Here is a 20,751-nt window from a genome sequence, read left to right on the forward strand (position 1 = left end):
AATTGTTATAAGTATAATACGTTTAAATTATAAGTTATTTTTAAAAGACAAGAAAAAAGAAGGTATTAACCTTCTTTAAACTAACGATGATAAACTCTAATTTTAGAACCATTAGAGGTCAAATATTTATAAGGATATCCCTCTTCTTCTAAAAGTTGCTCGGTAACAAATTTCATTGCCCCGCTACCAACTCCAACAATAATATCCATATATTGATTAAAACGATCTTCGTTAAATTCAAACAAAGCTCCTAATAAATAGGCGGTTGCTTGATTTGTATCCATTCCGTGAAGATCTATTTCCATCGGAAAGAATTTAAAATTCATTTTCTTTCCTTTGGCAATTACTACATAAATATGTACCTCTGCCATTAACTTTTATTTTAGAAGTTTCGCTTTCACATCTTTTGCAAATCTTAATGTCATTACTATGAATTTGTAAAAAGTTTTGATATGAACCTTGTTTCTGATTTAAACTTTCATAAGAAAACAAAGTTGTTCCACCTAATTGAAAACTTTTTTCCATAACTTCTGCTGAGGTTTTAATAATTTCAGCAAGTTTTTCTAGTGAAATCATGTTAGCTGGTGTTTCAGGATGAACTTTACAAATAAATAAAGTTTCATCAACATAAATATTTCCAATTCCGGAAACAATTGTTTGATCTAATAATTTGGTTTTAATAGCGGTAGTAGACTTTCTTAATTTTTGATAAACTTCATTAACATCAATATAAGCCGGTTCATCAGCTACTTTAGAAAGCGGTAAAATTTGGTTGTAATTATTAATGTTTCTTAAATGAAAAGTTCCAAACATTCTTGTATCTAAATAATGAAGAATAGAATTATCTTCAAAAATCATTTTCATAATTAAATGTTTTTCGTTAGGGTCTTTATCTTGGTAATAACGATATTTTCCTTCCATTCTTAAATGCGATAATAAGACATCATTATTATCAAGAAAGAAAATAATATGTTTACCTTTATTTTTAATATCGACAATTTTTTGACCTACTAAAGCTTCAACAAAAACTTCTGGTTGATATTCTTTAAATAACTTAGGATAAAAAATATCGATACTTTTAATTTTCTTATTTAAAATTTTTGGTTTCAGTGCTTCACACACTGTTCTGACTTCTGGTAATTCTGGCATATTGATAATTATAAATATAATTTATAATTTGCTTAAAAATAACAGTTTTATTGCTTTATTTTTTTAATTAAGCTTTTTTTGTTATAATTAAGCCGTTACTTATAGAGTAACCATTCTAAAAAGGTTTACAAACTGGTGAAACAGTACCTCAAAGATGAGACAAAATATAAGGAGGATTTACATGTTTGCTATCATCGAAACCGGTGGAAAACAATTACTAGTTAAATCTGGTGATGTGATTTACATCGAAAAAATCGAAGGCAATGAAGGCGACCAAGTTACTTTTGACAGAGTTTTAGCTGTTGAAAATCTAGTTGGAACACCTTATGTAGAATCTGCTTCTGTTTTAGGAACCATCGAAAAACAAGGAAAAGCTAAAAAAATCGTTGTTTATAGACACAATGCTAAATCAACCCACAAACGTAAATTAGGACACCGTCAACCATATACAAGAATTAAAATTTCAGAAATTAAGGTTAAATAATGGCTCATACGAAATCAGGTGGAACAACCTCTAATAGTAGAGACTCAGCCGGAAGAAGATTAGGCGTTAAAGCTACTGACGGTCAATTTGTGTTAGCAGGAAGCATTATCTATAGACAAAGAGGAACAAAAATTTTCCCAGGCAACAATGTTGGTAGAGGAAAAGATGACACTCTATATGCTTTAATCGATGGAATTGTAAAATTTGAAAACAGAATCAATCGTAAATTTGCTTCAGTTTATTCTGAAGAAGAACTTGCTAAAAGAAATAAATAAATCTTATTAAGCAATGAATAATAAAAATCTGGTTTAAGGCCAGATTTTTTTATTTTATAAATTTAATAAAGGATTAGAGTATTTACTTAAAAATTTTTTGAAAAACTTTTTCAGCTTAGTTGCTACATTTAAATTTGTTTTAATAGTTTCACTAACTATAAAATCTAAATTTTTATATTCAAAGTTATATTTAATTAAAATTCATTCATTTTCGTTTAATCAAAATTTAGCTATATATTTTTCTTTTTCTAAAACATGATCTCTTAAATCTTCAATTTGTAAAATATCAATACCAGCTAATTGTTTTTGGTTAAAAATTTTAGTTTCAAATGATTCGATATTTTTAAAACTGCATTTATAAGAAAAAGTAGAAATATTATTATGTAAAACGTAAGATAAATTCTTTTTGGCATACTCAAAAAAGCTTAATTCTTGAGTTTGATAATAATTAAACATATCACTTAATATTGTTAAAGTTAAATAAGGGTCTAAACTTTGATAATTTAATCAAGAATAATAAATTTCATTATTTTCATTTAAATATAAATAGTTATCTTGTTGAGAGACGAAAAATTTATTGTTTCAAACTTCATTAATTTTTAATTCATATTTTTTAGCAATGTTTTTAAATCCGACTTCATCGTTAGCAATACTGTATTTAATTTCTTTTAAAGGTTGGTATTTTTTGTTAGTTATTAAAACGGTATTAGCAAAAACAAAATAATTCAGAATTAAATCATTAATATTAATTAATTGAAAAGTAGAAGTAAATAAATTTTTACTTTCTTTTTTAGCATAAACATAAAGTTTCTTTTTATCGTAGGAAAATTTAACTAAATAATTTATTTGTTTATGTTTTTTAATTAAAATGTTAGGCAATTTTATTTCATTGGGTTGATCTGGTAAATTATTTTTTTTAATCAAAGTATAGCCAAAATCATTTTTACCCATTATTTTGCGAACAAAATTAATAGATGTTTCATCTCTAATAATTCCAATATTAAGAAGTTTGTTAATGCTTTGCGTTAAATTATTTTGAGTCAAAAAATTAGTATATTCGCTAACTAAAATTTCATAATTAATTTTTTTAAGATCATTTTGAAAAGTTTTGATTGAAAACGGATCTAAAACACTTATTTCTTGGCTAATAGTAGAAAGAATTTTAGTATTAACAGGTTGTCCTGAACCAGTATAAAAACTTAATTTATATTGACCGTCATAAGTAAAACGAGATAAATAAGAACAAATGGTTATATTTTGAGTCTTAATTAAACTATATTTTAAAAAGCTTTCGTGCACTGGTTGATTTTTGTCAAATATAATTACATTAATATTATTGGCAGATAATACATACGCCTGATCTAAAACAAATTGATAAAGTTGTTTGTCGCTTCCGTCATGAGCTAATAAAAAATTAATTTTTTGATTATTATTTTTAATCTTATTAATTAAAGTTTGGGTAATTAATTTAATAGTTAATTCATTAAAGGTTAAATTGTTAAAACCAATTTTACCTACAAAACTATTTTGATAAAAATTAAAAAAACTATTAAAAGTATCATTGTTATTTTCTTTTAATAAAAATTCTTGAGCTTTTTTATTATTAGCAAAATATTTTATATATGTTTGTTTATCATTCATAATATACTCTCTTAATCTGATAAAGCAGCATAAGCTACTTTTTGAATAAATTCTTCATAATCGTTAATTATTAATTGTTTACCGTATTCGCTTTTAAATAATGTTTTAGCAAAATCAATTTCAAATAATTGGTTTTGTATAAAGGCTTGTTTGTATTCTTCAAAATTATTAGCTTGTACTTCAGGGAATTGCAATAAACCAATAAAGGTTTTGTTAGGAACATGAAAAAATAATATTTCATTATCATGAGACATTATAAAATACTTCCCTAAGTCACTTTCATTTACATGTTCTCATTTTTTAATATTTTTATTCTTATCAAAATAAGGAACAGAAATTGGCATTAAAATAAATTGAAAATATTTATAATTTTGAGTTCTAACATTAGCGGTTTCTCCAAGCATATTTTCAAAATAATTATTTTTATTTTGTTTAATATTAGACATAAAAAATTTAACTGATATGCAGGCAATAAAATTATTATTTTTGAGTATTGCAATATCTATCTTTTTATCAATATATCTTCCGTGTAATAAATATTCTTCCGAACTATTTTCATTAATAGAAACTATTTTATATTTGTCTTCTTTGTTTTGAGATAACTGGTTAATTTTAAATAAAATATCTTCACCTATTTTAGAATGTAGGCTTTTTAATTTTTGATTACTTCTTGCTCCACTATTTAGATAAGCAAAAAAACTATCCTTAACTACTTCTAAAAATTCTTTAGTCATGTATGTCCTTTTCTAAATAAAATTGAAGATATTTTTTTAAGTCTTTTGTTGAAAATGTATAATAGCCGCCATTTTTATATTTCTTTAATAGTTTTAAATAGTTTATAAAATCATCACTTAATAATATTTTTTCAATTTTCCCTAAATTTAATTCCCCAATAATATAAATACCTGAATAGACTGCAACATTTGGTTTAATTAATTTTATTTTTATATCATTACTTGTCTTAATTAAATTACTAATAACTATTTTTGGTTTATTAACATCTTTAATAGATTGCGTTCTGCCAAAAGAATATCACTCTTGATTATCAATTAAACTTCTATCTTGCAAAGCTTTTTTATTTTTTAATAAGTATTTACGCACATTTAAATCTAATTTATCAAAAGGCAATAAATTGCCGTTTTTGTCATAAGGAAAAATTATTTTAAATTTTGTTTGTCTAGATATTTTATAAACATCAATAACATTACTGCTTTTAAATTGAAAATCTTCTTTAATAAATATTTTATCTGCTAAAGTAGCTAATCCGTTTTTCACTTCAATATTAGATAAAGTTGGTTCGTAATTTAAAATTTGTTTTAATTCTATTAAGCTGTTTTTATTTGAAAAATAAAAATTATCGTCAATATAAAATAAATCAGCTTTTAATTTATCAATAAAATTTAAATTAAATTTTTGATCTATTTCATAATAATTTACATCTGCTGTTTCTTTGTTTTTGTCTAAAAGAAATATACCGGTATAAGTGGTTATGTTCTTAAAAACTTGTAAGTGTTTTAAATCAATAAAATCAGTTAATAAATTATTACCAATAATATATTTTCTTAAAACGGAAGAAGCCTTGCTTTGTAATAATGAGGTTGGGTTAATATAAATTAACTTCCCTTTGCCATTTAACATCGATAAACCAATTTCATAAAAAGCAATATATAAATCGGTCATACCTTGTTGACTAAATTTACCTAATTTAACATCTTGATAATTATTATTTAAGTTATGTATTCTTACATAAGGTGGATTACCAACTACAAAATCAATCTTGTTATTAAATTTTGAAACCTTAAAAGCATTGTCATTAATAATGTCTCATTTTAAATTTAATAAACCGTATTTATTAGCAACTGCATTTAAATTATCTAAGGTTTTTAAAAATGATTCTTTATTTATTTCAATCCCATGTATATAGGTTTCTAATTCTTTTTTAAGTTGTTTTAAGTCATTATTAAAAATAAAGTAATTTTTTATATATCTATCTACTATCTCTATTAAAAAAGCACCTTCACCACATGAATTATCGATTATATGTTTTTTTAATAAATTTTGATCTTTATAACCAATTTTATCAAGCATTAAATCGACTATAAACTTCGGCGTATAAACGGCTCCGGTATTTTTTATTGACATATTAAAACTCCTTAATCAACACACGTGGGTAAATATATAAATATTTTAACTTAATATTATTAATTTTAATAAGGTAGTAAGTTTTATGCTAAAATATTAACAGTTCACCTCACGTTAGGTGGATTAACAAAGTTAATATCTTATCCGAGCATTATATTGCTTACTTCACTGAATAATTGGAAATGGGGGCTGCGGCGCCCATTTCGTTTTATTTTTTTATGTTAAAATATAAAACATGAAAAAAAATAACTTTATATTCGACGAGAAAAAAGATAATATCAAATGAGACATTTATTTTATGTCATTAGCAAAACTTAGTGCTTTGCGTTCTAAAGACCCGACCACCAAAGTAGGAGCTTGTATAGTAAGCCCTGATAATTACGTTATTTCACTTGGTTATAATGGAATGCCAACCGGTTACAATAATCAAGAAACTAATAATGATTTAATGTTTTCTTGAGAAAGACCCAAAGATCAATCTGATGTTTTAAATTCTAAATACACCTATGTAGTTCATGCCGAAGCTAATGCCATTATTAACGCTAATATTAATAATGCTTCAATTATTAAAGGATCAAGCATTTATGTAACTCATTCGCCTTGTTATCATTGTGCTAAATTAATCGTTCAATCTAAGATAGCTAAGGTTTATTACGCCGAAGCCTATAAACCCGAATCAGATGATTTTAAAGCTTCAAAAGTAATATTCGATTCTTTCGGCGTAAAAATGATTAAAATGGAGAAAGATTTTGAAATAGATTTTAAGATCAAATAAAAACAATCAGCCTAAAAACTGATTGTTTTTTCTATTCAATTTTAGAAGTGTTAAAGTGTCCAAATACGTTTTGAACTTTAATTACAGAAACTCAGGCTGAAGGGTCGGCTTTATAAACTTCTTGACAAATTAAAGTTTGTTCTAGATATAAAGCGTATGTTTCAATTTTAGTTGTTTCGGTATTAGTATAACCACCGGTAACTTTAGAAATATTATAACCATGTCAGTAATTAATTTCTTTAAAGTGATTAATAACTGCATCTGGATTTTTAGTATATATTTCCACTCTAATCTTTTTATATTTAGGGTATATAAGTTCTATAAATGCACTATAAATAAAGATATAACCGATTGATGAAACTACTCTAACAATTAAACCACCAGGGTTCATCGGACGACCTTTAGCTACACCTATTCCTTCTAAAACAGCTATTATAAAGATTGATAAAGCCCCCATTGCTAAAGCAACATAAGTTGAAATTTTACCAACGCTTTTTTGTTTCATTTTAGAAATATAGTAAATAACAAAGTCAGCACCAGCAGTTGAAGCAGAACCTTTTCAAGAAAGCCCACCAGCAACCCCAGCCATAACTCCACCGATGATGGTATATACAATAATAGGTCAGGTTGGATTAGAAAAACCTAAACCATACATCGCTTGTACTGTTGATAGTTGTACGCCGATTAAATTTTTAAGATCATTGTTAGCTACAATGTTGCTATTTAATTGATTAATAAATTCATTAGTTGAATCAATATTTTTAATTGATCAATATTTTTCTAAGGTTTCTAAAAACAATTGTTTATTAACATGATTATTTTCAGAAGCTCATTTTAAAAAGTCGCTAAAGTAATTAATTGAATCGGCTTTAACTCCAAAATCATTAGTTAAAGCGGTTTTAAAATCAGAACTTAAAGGAGAATTTAAAAGTAAATCACTTGAATATTGTCCATAAGCATCTCAAGGAACTAAATGGTTATATGAAATATCTTTGTTTCAGTTAACGTAATAAATTGAAATATGATGAATTCCGTTTTGTAGGGTGGGTATTAATAAAATAGATTGTAAGACAACTTGGAATAATAATCAATAAGTCGTCAAAATCATAAATAAACGCGAGTTCTTACGTCAGAAAATAATAATAAAAGGTAAATTGAAAGCAAAGTATATATAAGCAAAATAAGGTGCTGTTTGTACTAATGGAATAGTAATCATTTGAACTAAGGCTGATATACCAGTTGCGATTGTTGCAGCTTTAGCTAAAAAAGTAGCAACTGCTAGGTTATATAGAAAAGCTGAAATGATAATTAAAATCATTTTTTTAGGGGCTTTTTTTCAAATGTTTAAAAAGTTTAATTTATTAGGATTAATTGAATCGTAATTAATTTTACGGTTTTCTAACTTTTGTTTTTTGCGTTCTGCTTTATCTAATAGTTCTTTAGTTTTCACAAAGTTCCTTTCTTTGATATAAATTTTATAAGAATATATAGTAAAAATTATTAAATAATTTTTTATTCAATCTTAGATGTATCAAATTTACCAACAACCTTATTTACACGGGTCGTGGCTATTCAAGCATGTGGATCGGCTTTTAATATTTGCTCTTTAATTTGTTTTAATTCTAAAAATAAAACGTAAGTTTCTATTACGGTTGTTTCTGTATTAGTAAAACCACCAATCACTCTTTCAATATTAAACCCATGTCAATAATTAATATTTTTAAAATGTGAAATAACTAAATCTGGTTTTTTAGTATATACATCAATTTTAACTTTCTTGTATTTAGGATAAATAAGTTCGATAATCGCTGTATATAAAAAGATATAACCGAAAGAGGAAATAATTCTTAAAATTAATCCACCTACATTTAAAGGCTTACCTTGAGCTACGCCAATTCCTTCTAATAAAGAAATAACTGCCACAGAAACCGTACAGAAGAATAAGGCAACATAACTTGAGGTTCTTCCCACACTTTTTTGTTTCATTTTAGAAATATAAAATACAACAAAATCAGAACCACCGGCACTTCCTGAATTTTTTCAAGCTAACCCCGAAGCAATTCCAGCCATTATTCCGCCAATAACTGTATATATAATAATTGGTCAAGTTGGATTTGAAAAGCCAGATGAATATAATCTGGAAACATTTAAAATGTCAAAAATAATCGCGTTTGTTATAACGTTATTTATTAATATAGTTTGACCATCAAATAAATTATGATAATCACTAAATAAATAATTAGTTTTAGCTAATTTATCAAGCGTTTCTTTTAGAGTGGTTAAATCTTTAATATTTAAATTATCATTTAATATAGTAGCAAACTGCGTTGAATTTAAGAATTTAGTATTAATACCTATCGCATTATAAAAATCACTTAAATAAATATTTTGACTATTATCCATTAGTTTAAAAGGTAAATTATTTTCAGTAATATAAGAAGCATTATCTTTTACAAACCCATTTCAAGCGTTAATTAAATCTGAAAAATTAGCCGGTATATATCCATCTTTAATTGGTAATATTAAATCACTTGCTTGGGTGCTTAAATTAATAAAAGTTTTAGTAATAAAAGCTTGGTTATATTGTCCGTAAACTTCTCACGGAATCAATTTAGAATAAGGAATGTTTACATTTCAATTAACATAATAAATAGAAATTTGGTGCAATCCTGATTTAATAATTGGTAATAAAAAGATAGATTGTAAAATAACCTGAAAAAGCATTCATCAAGCGGTACATATCATAAACAAACGCGAATTTTTTCTTCAATAATAAATGATTAAAGGTAAGTTTAATAGTAAATAAATATAAGCAAAATAAGGTCCTAAAATCAGTATTGGCATCGTAATAGCCTGAGCTACTGCTGAAAGTCCAGTAGCTATCGTTGCTGCTTTGGTTAAGAAAATGCTAACAGCTACGTTATATAAAATTGCTGAAATTAGGATCATTAACATTCGTTTAGGATATTTTTTAAAAACATTAAAAATATTGACTTTATAAGGATTAATGTCAATTGTATTTTTATTTATTTTTTTAACATTTTTAACTTTATTTTGCATAAAAACATATCAATTATATTCTTTTTAATTGTTAATTGTTTCAATTATTTAACTATATAAAGTTAAATAAAAACGTTCTTACTTAGAACGTTTAAATTAATTATTAATCAACGAATGAAGTGTCAAATTGACCGATAATTTGATGAATATTAGAAATAGTAATTCAAGCATTAGGGTCAACAGATTTAACTTCATCTAAAATTTGATCTTTTTCTAAAAATAAAGCAACTGTTTCAATCTTGCCAAATTCTTTATGATTAAATCCTCCAACACCGTTAAAAATATTAAATGAATGTAAATATCCAATCTTTTTGAAACGGCTTGCAACGTGTTCTGGTTTTTTAGTATAAATATCAATTCTAACTTTTTTGTATTTAGGATAAAACTTATTAACCAAAGCTGAAAATACTAATAAGTAAACTATTGTACCCATGATTCTTACAATAAATTCATCAAAATTTCAAACGTGTCCGTTAATGTTTCCTGTATATTCTAGTGAACCAATAACAATAGTAGAAAATGATGAAAAACAAATTGCTACCATTAAAAATACATTTCCAACTGGTTTTTTATTTTTATAAGCGATATAGTTTGAAATAACAGAAGTACCACCAATTGATCCTCTTTGTCTTCAAGCAACAATAGAAGCAAACCCTTCAGAAGCACCCCCTAAAATTGCATAAACAATAATAGGTCAGTTTTCTCCATTATATACTCCAAATAATTTTGTATTTTTTCCATTAGTTAAACCTTCTCCTAATAAAATAGAAGGTACTAATTTTGTGTTTAAAGCGTAAACATCTGGGTTAGCAAAAATTTCTTTAACGTTATTTTGAACAAAATTTAAATCATTAGCATTAAATTTATTTACCAAATAATGAGCTAATTTAACTTCGTCTGCATTTAAAGAAGTTAATAAACTTGCTTTAATTTCGTTTGAAGAGCTTAATTGTTGAGCTGCTTCAAAAATATTTTGATAATTATTTCTATTAATGTGAGTTATAAGTCTTGTATCCAACCCAAATGGATCTCAATAAAATCTTAAAATATTACCATCTTCTGTAACTACTTGCCCAATCGGATTGTAAATTGTTATTCTTTGATTTATAAAGTTAACAATTGGGTTTGAACCTCTTCCGGCATATTCAATAAATAAACATTGAACTATTACTTGGAAAAGCATTCAATAATAAGTTAACACCATAAACATTCTCGGGTTCATGCCCCAAAAAATAAACATTAACGGTAAGTTTACTATTACATAAAATAAACCATAAAATTGAGCGGTGGCAGGTGCAGTAAAAGTTATTATTTGTGATAGTGATGAGGTACCACTAGCAATAGTTGCTGCTTTCTTTAAAAAGACAGTTAAGGCAATGTTGTAAAGAAAGGCACTAACAAACATTCATAAAACTTTTTTAGGACATTTTTTTCAAACATTAAAAATGTTTATTTTTTGGGGATTTAATATCTCCATTTTTTGTTCTTTAAGTTTTAATTTTTCTTCTTTAGTTAGATTTTTCTTTTGTATCTTTTCTTTTGCCTTAGTTACTTTTTTAGATAACTCTGGCATATTATTCCTTTCTAGGTTGTTGACTAAAACCATTAAAATTATTTTCTTTACGATTTTCGTAAATAAAACGATTACATTTAGCATCGAATAATAATTGAACCGTTCCGGTTGATCCGTGACGGTTTTTAGCGACGATAACACTAGTTAATGAAGGTTGATCGTGATCTATTTCATTATTATATCCTGATTTATTATTAGTATCGGCATTATTAGATCCTTCATAAGTTTTCTTTTTATTGTAGTAATCGTTTCTATGAAGCATTAAAATAGCATCAGCGTCATTTTCCATGTTTCCAGATTCACGCAAATCTGACATCATAGGAGTTTTGTCTTCTCTTTTTTCAACGCTACGGCTTAATTGAGCTAACGCTAAAACTGGACAATGAAGTTCTCTCGCTAATTGTTTTAAACCACGAGAAATTCTTCCCAACTCTAAACTTCTAGATTCAGCTGATCTTTTTGAAGAATCGCTAATTAATTGTAAATAGTCGATTATTACTAAATCAATTTTTTTATTTGAAGCTAAACGTTTTGAAAGCGTAGTTATATCAGAAATAGACAAAGTTGCTTTGTCATTTAAATACATATCTCAGTCTTTCATATGGTCAGCTGTTCAATAAATTCTGGTCGCTTCTTCTTTGGTTAATTCTTTCTTTCTTAAACCACTAATAGGAACCATCGAATCAATTGCCATTAACCTTTGCACTAATTGCATATTGGACATTTCTAATGAGAAAAATAAAACCGTTTTACCGTCTTTAGCAACATTATTAGCAATGTTAAGGGCAAAAGCGGTTTTACCCATTGCTGGACGAGCCCCTAGTAAAATTAAATCACCTGGGTTAACCCCTAATAAAAGTTCGTCTAATGGTGGAAAACCAAATTGAAGACCAACGCCAATTTCGTTTCTTTCATTATTAATAATTGAGTAATACAAATTTTGGGCTGTTTGACCAATTTTAGTAAATGAAGTATTAACTTCAGATATATCTAAATTTAATAAATCAAGTTGTAAATTATTTATTAAATCTTTTACAATAAATGATTTATTTTGAATAGTAGATAAATTATTATTTAACAGTTTTATTAATTCGTCGGTTTTATATTGATCAATAACGTTTTTAGCATATTTTTCAATTTCACTTAAAAAACCAGCGTTTTCAATTAAATGACTTATATAGTCGACACCTTGCATGTCGTACATTTTAATGGTGTCAATTAATTTGTTATTACTTAGATAATTAATCAAAAGAGCAGAATCGAATTGTTTAGAATCTTGAGATAAATCAGCAATCGCTTTATATAAAGTGCGATGTACCGGAAAATGAAACATTCTAGCGTCTAAAATGTCTCCAATTTGTAAATAAGCTTCTGATTCACTCATTAGTAAACCTAATAAAGAAGCTTCATTATTTAATATAACCAATTCTTTCTGCTCTAAATTTGTCATAAATACCTACTCTTCTCTAATAATTATTTTTAAGGTCGCTTCTACTTGTGGATGTAATTTAATTTTTACATTATGTGATCCAAATGTATTATATGATTCACCTTTCATAGCATGATCTGGAATTCTAATGTTTAATTTGTGTAATTCTTTTTCAATTGCTTTATGAGAAATTGAACCATGTACGATATTGCCATTTGATTTTAAAGAAAATACAATTGTCTGCTTTTCAATTTCTGCTTTTACTTCGTTTGCTTTTTTAATTTCTTCTGCTAAATTTTCAGCAATCTTTTCTTTTACTCTACCAAGGTTTGCCATGGTTTGTTTATTAACTGGTTGAGCATAACCATTTTTAATTAAAAAGTTTTTAGCAAATCCATCTGCTACTTCAATAATGTCATTCACTTTGTTTTTTTGATAATTTTTAATTAATATTACTTTCATCTTTCACACTCACTATTGCTTGTTTAATATTGTCAATAAATAAATCTAATTTTTCTGTTGTTTCTGCAGCGGCTGTCCCGAAGTGTCCTCCTCCGCCGACTGCTTCTGCTATCATTTGCACGTTAGTATTAATGCCCCGTGCTGACATTTTATATTTTTTAGTTCCGGCAATTTTAGCAACTACAAAAGCTGCTTTTCGACCGTCTACTCTTAAAATTTCATCTGCTGCTTTTGAAATAATATCAGTTGCAACTTCTTCATCTTTAAAAGCTAAATAATAGCCTTTTTTAACCTCTTGTAAATTTTGTAATAAATCTCTAATCGTCTCAAAAACATCTTCTCGCATTTTTAACAATGATACTGCTTCAATAATTTTAGCTCCTCATTCTTGTAAAAGTGAAGCAGCACTAAACGTTTTAGCTGTAACTTGTTTTTGAAAATTATTAGTATCTAAATAAATTCCGTTTAATAAAAGTTGCGCACATTGGCTATCAATTTTATCGCTATTAGATGTTAAAGCAATAATTTCAGTAACAATCTCTGAAGCAGATGAAGCCGAAGAATCGATATAAAGATTTTCTCTAAATGCAAATTCAGGATTAATACTGATTCGATGGTGATCTAAAACAATGATGTTTTCTTTCTTAACATTTTTAAAAGCTTCTTCGTTTTCAATTCTACTTTGATCAAAAGTATCACAAATTACAACCAAACTTTTTTCGTCAGTTAATACATTAGCTTCTTTAACTGAGATAAATCAACTTTGATGTTCAGCAGATAAACTTTCAAAAACATGTCTTGTTGTTTCATCGAAAGTTTTATTTTGGATATAAGCTTCTTTACCTAAAGCCCTTGCTAAAGTACATACTCCGAAAGTAGAACCTAATGCATCTAAATCGGCATCTTTATGACCATAAATAATAACTTTATCAATTAATTTAGATCTTATTTTGGCCAATAACATTTTAGCTATGTAATTAGTATTAGTCCTTGATAAATTAACATCTATTTCCGAAGTTGAGCCATAATGACGTGGCTTTTCATCACGAGTCATAACAGTGATTTGATCCCCACCACGAGTTTGTGATTGCATTAAGGCATCTTTTGCTAATTGTTCTAGAGAATCATATTTAAAGTTTCCGTAAGAAAACCCGACCGAAAAAGTTATATCGATGTTTCTGACTGTTTGTTTACCTTTAAAAGAATTAAAAAAAGTAAATTGTTGTTTTTCTCATAAATTTAAGGTCTCTTGATTGGTTATTAAGAAAAACCTTCCATTTTCATATTGACGATAAGTTAAATTAAATTTTCTCGAAAGTTCATCTAACATGTTAATAACTTGACCATAAAATTTAAACATATCTTCTTGTGAAAGAATTGCCCGATACATATTCATATTGTCAATACTTAATTCACCAAAAACAATTCTTTGACGTTTGTAATCTTCTAATAAATTAGTTTGAATTGTTATATCTCTAATAGTTACAATGTTATGTTCAAAAGAAACGTGAACTTGATAATCATATTTATCTACTTGAAAATTAAAATCTAAATTATCATCATTTCACTCATCAACCAAAAATAATTCTTTGATAGTTTTATTTAAAACGTTATCTCCAAATCTTTTTTTAATAAAATCACTAGCTCAAATAATTTTGCCGTTATTTAAAAAGATAATTGAACCAATTTCATATTGTCCGATCTCTTCTTGAATGTAATAATTTAGAGATCTTTTGGCGACAATTGCCCTTCTTAAATAAGAAGATAATAGATTAACTGTCAAATAAATTAAAAGCCCAGCTACTACCAGCATGTATAACACTGCAACAAAAATCTGAATTCAGCCGCTTAATTTAAAAACTCCAACAAAAAAAGCTACTGTTGGCAATAAAAATAAAAATATTATTTGTAAAGCTAAAACTATTTTTTGATGACGATTAATTTTCATATTATTTAATTATATATTAAAAAGCTCTAACTTATAGTTAGAGCCATGGTTATCTTTAAATCCTTTTTGTTTCAAATCTAAGAAAATTACATATTATAAAATTCTCTTAATTCATCAATACCGATATTTTTATTGGCTGAAACCATAAAAATATTTATCTCGTTTTTAAAAGTTAAAGCTTGCTGTTTCACCTTGTGTTTTTGTGATTGATTTGCCTTATCAATTTTCGTAATTACGATGTCAAATTTTATATTTAAAAAGTTTAAATAATCAATCATTTCAAGATCAATTTGTTGGAAACCCACTTTACCATCAATTAAGATTAATACAACTTTTTCACTTTTATCATTTCTAAAATAAAAATCGATAATGCCAGCAACTTTTTCTTGATGTTTTTTACCCATAATCGCAAAACCATATCCAGGTAAATCAACAACAATTTTTTGAGTATCTGTTTCAAAATAATTAATTAATCTTGTTCTACCGGGAGTAGAAGAAGTTTTGGCAATTTTTTGTTTAGCTAAAGCATTAATCAAACTTGATTTACCAACATTTGATCTACCTCAAAAAACTATTTGTTTGTCTTCTTCGTCAAATCAACTATTATGGTCGGAAGCACTTTTTATAAATTTTCACATGCAAATATTATAAATATTTATTACTTTTTCATACTTATTTCTCATTTCATTAATTAGCTTTAATATGCCAATATAATTTAAATATGACAAACGGAAAAGAAATAGTAAAAAACTTATATAAACAAGGGAAAGCAATTTTACACATAAATGCAAACAATCTAGAATGAATTAAAAATATTTTAGAAGTATTTAATGAATTAAGAGAAGATGTAATTATTGGCTTTTCTCCATCAGCTATTAAATATATGGGTGGATATAAAACTTGTTTAAATTTAGTTGAAAATTTAATTGAAGATTTAAATATACAAATTAAAGCAATACCTCATTTAGATCACGGTAATTTCTATCAATGCTTAAAAGCTATTAATACAGGTTTTAAATCTGTAATGTTTGATGGTTCGCATTTACCTTTTGAAGAAAACTATGAAAAAACTAAACAATTAATTGATATTTCTAAAAAAAATAATGTAACTGTCGAAGCAGAGGTAGGTTTAATTGGCGGTCAAGAAGATGGTATTGAAAATCTAAAATGTATGCTTACTGATTTAAAAGAAGCTCAAAAAATGAAGGAATTAGGAGTTGATTATTTAGCTGTCGGTATCAATAATTATCATGGAAGATATCCAGAAAAATGAGATGGTTTAAATTTTACTAAATTAGAAGAACTAAACAATAGCCTTAAAATACCTTTAGTTTTACACGGTAGTTCTGGTATTGATTTACAAGAAATTAAAAAAGCAGTAAAACTAGGAATAAGCAAAATTAATATTAATACCGCTTTACAAGAAGTGAATGCATTTGCAATTAAAGAGTATTTAGAAAAATACGATTTAAATAAAGGCAAAAACTATGACCCTCGCAAAATTTATGGTTTTGCTTCTGAAAAAGTCAAACAATATTTAAGGGCTTTTGTTAAAGACTTTTTAAATGAAAAATAAAAATATTTCTAAATTATTTTTAGGTAATTCTTTATTATTTTTCGTCCCAACAATAACTATATCTTGTAATAATTTAACATCTGCTGAAATTAAGAAAAATTTTGAATTAGATTTTAGTTTATTTACTTCTTTTTCCGGAAACGAAGAATTTAACCTTGTGGCCAATAAATTAAATGATCTTAAAAATATAGCGAATACTTCTAAACAAACTTTTTTAGAAAAAGCTAGAATTTTTTATAGCAAATATAACAATCAAATAGAAGAAATAGAAAATAAACTTTTAGATCAACAAATTGAATATTTAGAAATTTTATGTTCTATATCAAATAAAAATTTGAAAATATTTTTAAGAAATTTAATAAAAATTTGTACTCAAAATCCTGAATATGAAATAAGAGAAAAATGATTAAATATAAATAAATATTTAAAATCAAATTTGAAAATCATTAAACCTAATTTTGAAAATCTGAAGCGTTACTTAGAACAAAACAACAATGAACCAAATAATATAAAAGCAAAAATTAAAGATTTTGATAAATTACAAAATAATTATTTTAAGTATTTGAACTATTATTCACCTAAATATTTAGAAGATTTCAAATACAATTTTTCTGATTTTTTAAAAGCAAATAAAGCGACTTATGTAAAGTTAGATAAAATAATAGACGGAGACACTATTAGTGTCTATTTAAAAAACGATAAATTTAAAATCCGTTTTGCCGGAATTGATACACCAGAAATAAGAAAAGCAAATAATACTTATGAGCAAAACAAAAATATAAATGATATACAAAATAAACACGGATTAATAGCCAAAAAATATATAGAAAAAATTTTAACTAATGCAAATAAAATAATTTTAGTTCCACAAGTAAATGCTTATAAAAACAATAATAGTATAAAAGATAAATATAACCGGATAATATCAATTATTTATTTTTTAGATAAAAACAATTATTTAGCTAACTTAAATTTAGAAATTATTAAAAATGGTTACGGAATAATGAAATATATAAGTATTGACGCAGATAATATTTATTTCACCAAGAATGAAGAATATTACAATAAATTAGTTGAAGCTTCTATTTATGCAAAAAATAATAATTTAGGTGTTTATAAAAATAAAGATGAATATAGTTTTATTTATCCAAAAAAGTAGAGATAGACATAGCCAATCTCTACTTTTTATTTAAATTATACTTAATTATTTGAGCTCATTTTCTTGGGATATCATAAGGGGTTTTAAATTCTTTTTTATAATAAACCAAAACATTATTAATACTAAAAAACTTGTTTAAATCTTTGACTTGAAAATTAATACTTAATTTATTTTTTATTCAGTTAGCATTGTTTATTTCTTCAGAATAATTTTGAGATTTTAAAAAACAAAAAGTTGAATCAATTTTTCCTAATTTGTGAGTAATTTCTACAAGGTTTTTTAATTCACTAACTGCTCTTGCTGAAATAAAATCAAAGATTTCTGAATCTTTAGAATCTTCTGCTCTTACTGGTTTTACTGCAATATTTTTTAAATTTAATTTTTCTATAACCTTATTTAAAAAATAAACTCTTTTTTGCATGGGTTCATAAATAGTAAGATCAAAATCTGGGTTATATATAAAGTATGGCAATATTGGAAAACCAGCTCCAGAACCTATATCTAAAACATTTTTATTTTTAAAATCAAAAATATTTTTTTCAATTTTTTTAAAAATTAATATTGATTCTATTAAACCTTCGCAAATTAATTTTTCATCATAAAAACCTGTAAGGTTGTACTTACTATTCTCTTCTTCAATCAAAACATAATATTGATATAAATTTTGTTTAACTATTTCAGAAGTTAAGGGTAAATATTTATCAAATAAATTAAATGCTGCCTTTTCCGTAATCATTATAAATTTCCGTAATTGAGGTGTTGTTTACATTAGCTTCAATAACTAAACTTAAAAAGTGAGCCATTGAAAGTTCTTTTAATTTTTTAAAATGTGATAAATCAGAATGGTCGATAGAATTTGTAATAATAACCTCGTCAATAATAGGATTATTTTCAAACATTTCAAAGCCTCGACTAAATAATCCGTGAGTTGCGGCAATAATTATTTTTTTAGCTCCTTGTTTTTTAAGAGCTTCTGCTGCGTGAATAATTGTTCCGCCGGTGTCAATTATGTCGTCAAAAATAATAACATTTTCATCTTTGACATCACCTAAAACACCCATTATTTCTGATACATTCGGTCCAGTACGACGTTTATCAATAATAGCAATATTAGCTTCTTTATTTAAAAGTTCTGATAGTTGTCTTGCCCTAACTGCTCCACCATGGTCTGGAGATACAATAACAAATTTATCTTCGCGATTTCTTAACTCGTTAACAAAAATAAATTGTCCTCTTAAATCATCAACAGGAATATTAAAGAAACCTTGAATTGAAGCGTTATGTAAATCAATAGCAATTATTTTATCCGCTCCCGCTTTTTCTAAAAGATCTGCTACTAATTTAGCTGTAATAGGATGTCTTCCAGAAGTTTTTCTATCTTGTCTTGAATAACCATAATAAGTCATAACACAAATAATTCTTTTAGCACTAGCTCTTTTTAAAGAATCAATAAAAATTAATAAATCCATTAAATTATCATTAACAGGTTTTGATGTATTGCAAATAATAAACACAGTTTTATTTCTAACAGTTGTATTAGATCAAAGTAAATGTTCACCGTCAGCAAAAGTGGTTTTTTGAATATCTTCAATTTCACAATCTAAATAACCGCCAATTTCTTTGGCTAGTTTTTTAGAATTATCCATTCCAAAAATAGTAATATTTTCGTTTCTAATCATATTTAAAACTCTCCTTAATAATGTATAAAAATTTTAACACATAAAACAGTGGCAATAAAATAAAGAAAATCAAGCCTAAGCTTGATTAAGTAATTATTTAAGTGAAATAGCTATTCCTTTGTTATGAAATACATAATCATTATTATTGTTAAATACAACATCAATTAATTCTGGATAATCTAAAAATGGATTTCTATTACGTTGATGCTTATAAATTCCATTATTTCTATCTAAATCAAATTGCGAAATTGGATCTAATTTATTTCATTCTAAAAATGTTTTTAAAAAAGAACTTTTAATAATATTTCTGCCATTTACTTTTTGGAATACTCTTGAACCGACAGTATTTGATATATTTTTATCTTGATAAGTTAATACAAAGTATAAATAAGCTCTTGAAACATCACCTTTAAATTCATTAATAACTTCTGTTACTTGACCGCCGTCTTCTTTACCTTTACCTATTTTGGTTCCGTTAACAGTTATATTTTTAGCACTAATAACATCTCCATAAGGTAAATTACTATGTAATGCATTAACTTTTTTATCAGTAGGTCAAACATGGTGGGCGTCATTACGCATTGGGTTACCCTTAGCAAATCATGATTGAGGCACTAAATGCTCTCTATTCATTCCATCACCTTCTTTATTTCCTCTATCCTGAAAGCGACCATGAAATTGAACATATTTATCTTTTCCCTCTGGGTTTTCTTCGTATATATCTAATACTGAGCCATCATTTTCATAATATTTATCAACAAAAGCATCTTTATATGTATCAAATAAATCGTTATAATTACCTGTTTTATTTCGGTTAGCTTTTTGAATTAAAAATAATCCTTCTCTTAAATCATTACCTTTTAAACCATCTATTGATTTATAAAAATCGCTTGGTTTATATACTATATTAGAATCTTGATATTCATTGCTTTTTGGTTCAGCAGGTTTAACCGGTTCAGGTGATGGAGCAGGTTGTGGTTGTGGTTTTGGATCGGGAGCAGGAGTTGGGTCGGGTTGTGGATTTGGATTTTTTGGTTGAGGTTCCGGTTGGGGTTTATTACAATTAGAAGCAATTAAAGAAACTGGAACACAGGCTAAAAAAGCGGTGCTAGTTAAAAAGATTTTAAATTTATTCATTATTTTTTATCCTTATTTATTATTGATATTTAATTAAATTTTATTACAGTATAAAACAAATAATTATAAAAAGCCGCTTTATTAAAAACGGCTTTATTATTAACATGTGAAATTAAAACTAGTTTTGTGCGTTTTCGGCAGCAGCTTTTCTTGCTGCTCTTCTTGCTTCTCTTGCTCTTTCTTTAGCTAATTTTGCTTGTCTTTTAGCAGCTTTAACTTTGTTAGCAAGTCTAACATCTTTTCTCATAGTTGCTCCTTTGTC

The 20,751-nt window shown here is 26.1% G+C and carries 21 protein-coding genes; 5 read left to right on the plus strand and 16 right to left on the minus strand.

Annotation, left to right across the window (positions count from 1 at the left end; translation table 4 throughout):
* Positions 1-80 precede the first annotated feature (80 nt).
* Together FJO69_RS00395 and mutM are read right to left on the minus strand one after the other, a co-directional pair.
* Positions 81-326 carry a hypothetical protein gene (locus tag FJO69_RS00395; protein ID WP_140781079.1) on the minus strand — a complete coding sequence of 82 codons (246 nt, stop codon included), beginning with the start codon at positions 324-326 and terminating at the stop codon, positions 81-83.
* Positions 316-1,149, minus strand: a complete 834-nt coding sequence (gene mutM, locus FJO69_RS00400; protein ID WP_140781029.1) for a DNA-formamidopyrimidine glycosylase — start codon at positions 1,147-1,149, stop codon at positions 316-318. Before mutM ends, FJO69_RS00395 begins: the two co-directional genes overlap by 11 nt.
* Positions 1,150-1,330: 181 nt before the next feature.
* Between mutM and rplU the strand changes: the two genes are divergently transcribed.
* Together rplU and rpmA are read left to right on the plus strand one after the other, a co-directional pair.
* Positions 1,331-1,633: a 50S ribosomal protein L21 gene (gene rplU / locus FJO69_RS00405; RefSeq protein ID WP_140781030.1), complete on the plus strand. Its 303-nt coding sequence runs from the start codon at positions 1,331-1,333 to the stop codon at positions 1,631-1,633.
* A complete protein-coding gene (gene rpmA, locus FJO69_RS00410; RefSeq protein WP_140781031.1) occupies positions 1,633-1,908 on the plus strand; it encodes a 50S ribosomal protein L27 in 276 nt (91 codons plus the stop codon). The genes rplU and rpmA overlap by 1 nt, the downstream gene beginning before the upstream one ends.
* Before the next feature lie 54 nt (positions 1,909-1,962).
* Here rpmA and FJO69_RS00415 read toward each other — a convergent pair whose 3' ends face one another.
* From FJO69_RS00415 to FJO69_RS00425, 3 genes are read right to left on the minus strand one after another with little or no spacing between them, the layout of a single operon-like run.
* Positions 1,963-3,549 (minus strand): hypothetical protein, encoded by a 1,587-nt coding sequence (locus FJO69_RS00415; protein WP_140781032.1) that lies wholly within the window; start codon positions 3,547-3,549, stop codon positions 1,963-1,965.
* An 11-nt stretch (positions 3,550-3,560) separates the two neighbouring features.
* A complete protein-coding gene (locus tag FJO69_RS06450) occupies positions 3,561-4,283 on the minus strand; it encodes a hypothetical protein (protein WP_140781033.1) in 723 nt (240 codons plus the stop codon).
* The gene (locus FJO69_RS00425; RefSeq protein WP_211333772.1) at positions 4,276-5,691 is read right to left on the minus strand and encodes an Eco57I restriction-modification methylase domain-containing protein; all 1,416 of its coding nucleotides are present in this window, start codon (positions 5,689-5,691) and stop codon (positions 4,276-4,278) included. Before FJO69_RS00425 ends, FJO69_RS06450 begins: the two co-directional genes overlap by 8 nt.
* Positions 5,692-5,926: 235 nt before the next feature.
* Between FJO69_RS00425 and FJO69_RS00430 the strand changes: the two genes are divergently transcribed.
* Positions 5,927-6,466 (plus strand): deoxycytidylate deaminase, encoded by a 540-nt coding sequence (locus tag FJO69_RS00430; protein WP_277872271.1) that lies wholly within the window; start codon positions 5,927-5,929, stop codon positions 6,464-6,466.
* 31 nt (positions 6,467-6,497) lie between these two features.
* Here FJO69_RS00430 and FJO69_RS06455 read toward each other — a convergent pair whose 3' ends face one another.
* The 7 genes from FJO69_RS06455 to yihA all read right to left on the minus strand — a co-directional run bounded on the left by FJO69_RS06455 (position 6,498) and on the right by yihA (position 15,576).
* Positions 6,498-7,916, minus strand: coding sequence for a YitT family protein (locus FJO69_RS06455; RefSeq protein ID WP_277872272.1), 1,419 nt, complete (start codon positions 7,914-7,916; stop codon positions 6,498-6,500).
* Between the two features lie 62 nt (positions 7,917-7,978).
* Positions 7,979-9,526 (minus strand): DUF2179 domain-containing protein, encoded by a 1,548-nt coding sequence (locus FJO69_RS06460; RefSeq protein ID WP_140781035.1) that lies wholly within the window; start codon positions 9,524-9,526, stop codon positions 7,979-7,981.
* Between the two features lie 103 nt (positions 9,527-9,629).
* The gene (locus tag FJO69_RS06465) at positions 9,630-11,099 is read right to left on the minus strand and encodes a DUF2179 domain-containing protein (protein WP_140781036.1); all 1,470 of its coding nucleotides are present in this window, start codon (positions 11,097-11,099) and stop codon (positions 9,630-9,632) included.
* 1 nt (position 11,100) lies between these two features.
* Positions 11,101-12,549, minus strand: coding sequence for a replicative DNA helicase (dnaB, locus tag FJO69_RS00450; RefSeq protein WP_140781037.1), 1,449 nt, complete (start codon positions 12,547-12,549; stop codon positions 11,101-11,103).
* 6 nt (positions 12,550-12,555) lie between these two features.
* Positions 12,556-12,990, minus strand: a complete 435-nt coding sequence (rplI, locus tag FJO69_RS00455) for a 50S ribosomal protein L9 (RefSeq protein ID WP_140781038.1) — start codon at positions 12,988-12,990, stop codon at positions 12,556-12,558.
* Positions 12,971-14,938 carry a GGDEF domain-containing protein gene (locus tag FJO69_RS06470; protein ID WP_140781039.1) on the minus strand — a complete coding sequence of 656 codons (1,968 nt, stop codon included), beginning with the start codon at positions 14,936-14,938 and terminating at the stop codon, positions 12,971-12,973. Before FJO69_RS06470 ends, rplI begins: the two co-directional genes overlap by 20 nt.
* Positions 14,939-15,024: 86 nt before the next feature.
* Positions 15,025-15,576: a ribosome biogenesis GTP-binding protein YihA/YsxC gene (gene yihA, locus FJO69_RS00465; protein ID WP_140781040.1), complete on the minus strand. Its 552-nt coding sequence runs from the start codon at positions 15,574-15,576 to the stop codon at positions 15,025-15,027.
* Between the two features lie 83 nt (positions 15,577-15,659).
* On the opposite strand from yihA, the gene FJO69_RS00470 reads away from it, so the two are divergent.
* The gene (locus FJO69_RS00470; protein ID WP_140781041.1) at positions 15,660-16,514 is read left to right on the plus strand and encodes a class II fructose-bisphosphate aldolase; all 855 of its coding nucleotides are present in this window, start codon (positions 15,660-15,662) and stop codon (positions 16,512-16,514) included.
* Positions 16,504-17,673 carry a thermonuclease family protein gene (locus FJO69_RS06475; RefSeq protein WP_140781042.1) on the plus strand — a complete coding sequence of 390 codons (1,170 nt, stop codon included), beginning with the start codon at positions 16,504-16,506 and terminating at the stop codon, positions 17,671-17,673. The genes FJO69_RS00470 and FJO69_RS06475 overlap by 11 nt, the downstream gene beginning before the upstream one ends.
* 19 nt (positions 17,674-17,692) lie before the next feature.
* Here the strand turns inward: FJO69_RS06475 and rsmG are convergent, their stop codons facing one another.
* The 4 genes from rsmG to FJO69_RS06480 all read right to left on the minus strand — a co-directional run bounded on the left by rsmG (position 17,693) and on the right by FJO69_RS06480 (position 20,736).
* On the minus strand, positions 17,693-18,409 hold the full coding sequence (gene rsmG, locus FJO69_RS00480) for a 16S rRNA (guanine(527)-N(7))-methyltransferase RsmG (protein ID WP_140781043.1): 717 nt from the start codon (positions 18,407-18,409) through the stop codon (positions 17,693-17,695).
* Entirely contained in the window at positions 18,384-19,352 is a 969-nt protein-coding gene (locus FJO69_RS00485) for a ribose-phosphate pyrophosphokinase (RefSeq protein ID WP_211333773.1), read from the minus strand. Before FJO69_RS00485 ends, rsmG begins: the two co-directional genes overlap by 26 nt.
* A 93-nt stretch (positions 19,353-19,445) precedes the next feature.
* The gene (locus FJO69_RS00490; RefSeq protein ID WP_140781045.1) at positions 19,446-20,489 is read right to left on the minus strand and encodes an endonuclease; all 1,044 of its coding nucleotides are present in this window, start codon (positions 20,487-20,489) and stop codon (positions 19,446-19,448) included.
* A gap of 118 nt (positions 20,490-20,607) precedes the next feature.
* Entirely contained in the window at positions 20,608-20,736 is a 129-nt protein-coding gene (locus FJO69_RS06480) for a hypothetical protein (RefSeq protein ID WP_277872273.1), read from the minus strand.
* Positions 20,737-20,751 lie beyond the last annotated feature (15 nt).

It is taken from the genome of [Mycoplasma] falconis, from assembly GCF_006385795.1.
In the GTDB taxonomy this organism is placed as follows: Bacteria; Bacillota_I; Bacilli_A; order Mycoplasmatales; family Metamycoplasmataceae; genus Metamycoplasma; species Metamycoplasma falconis.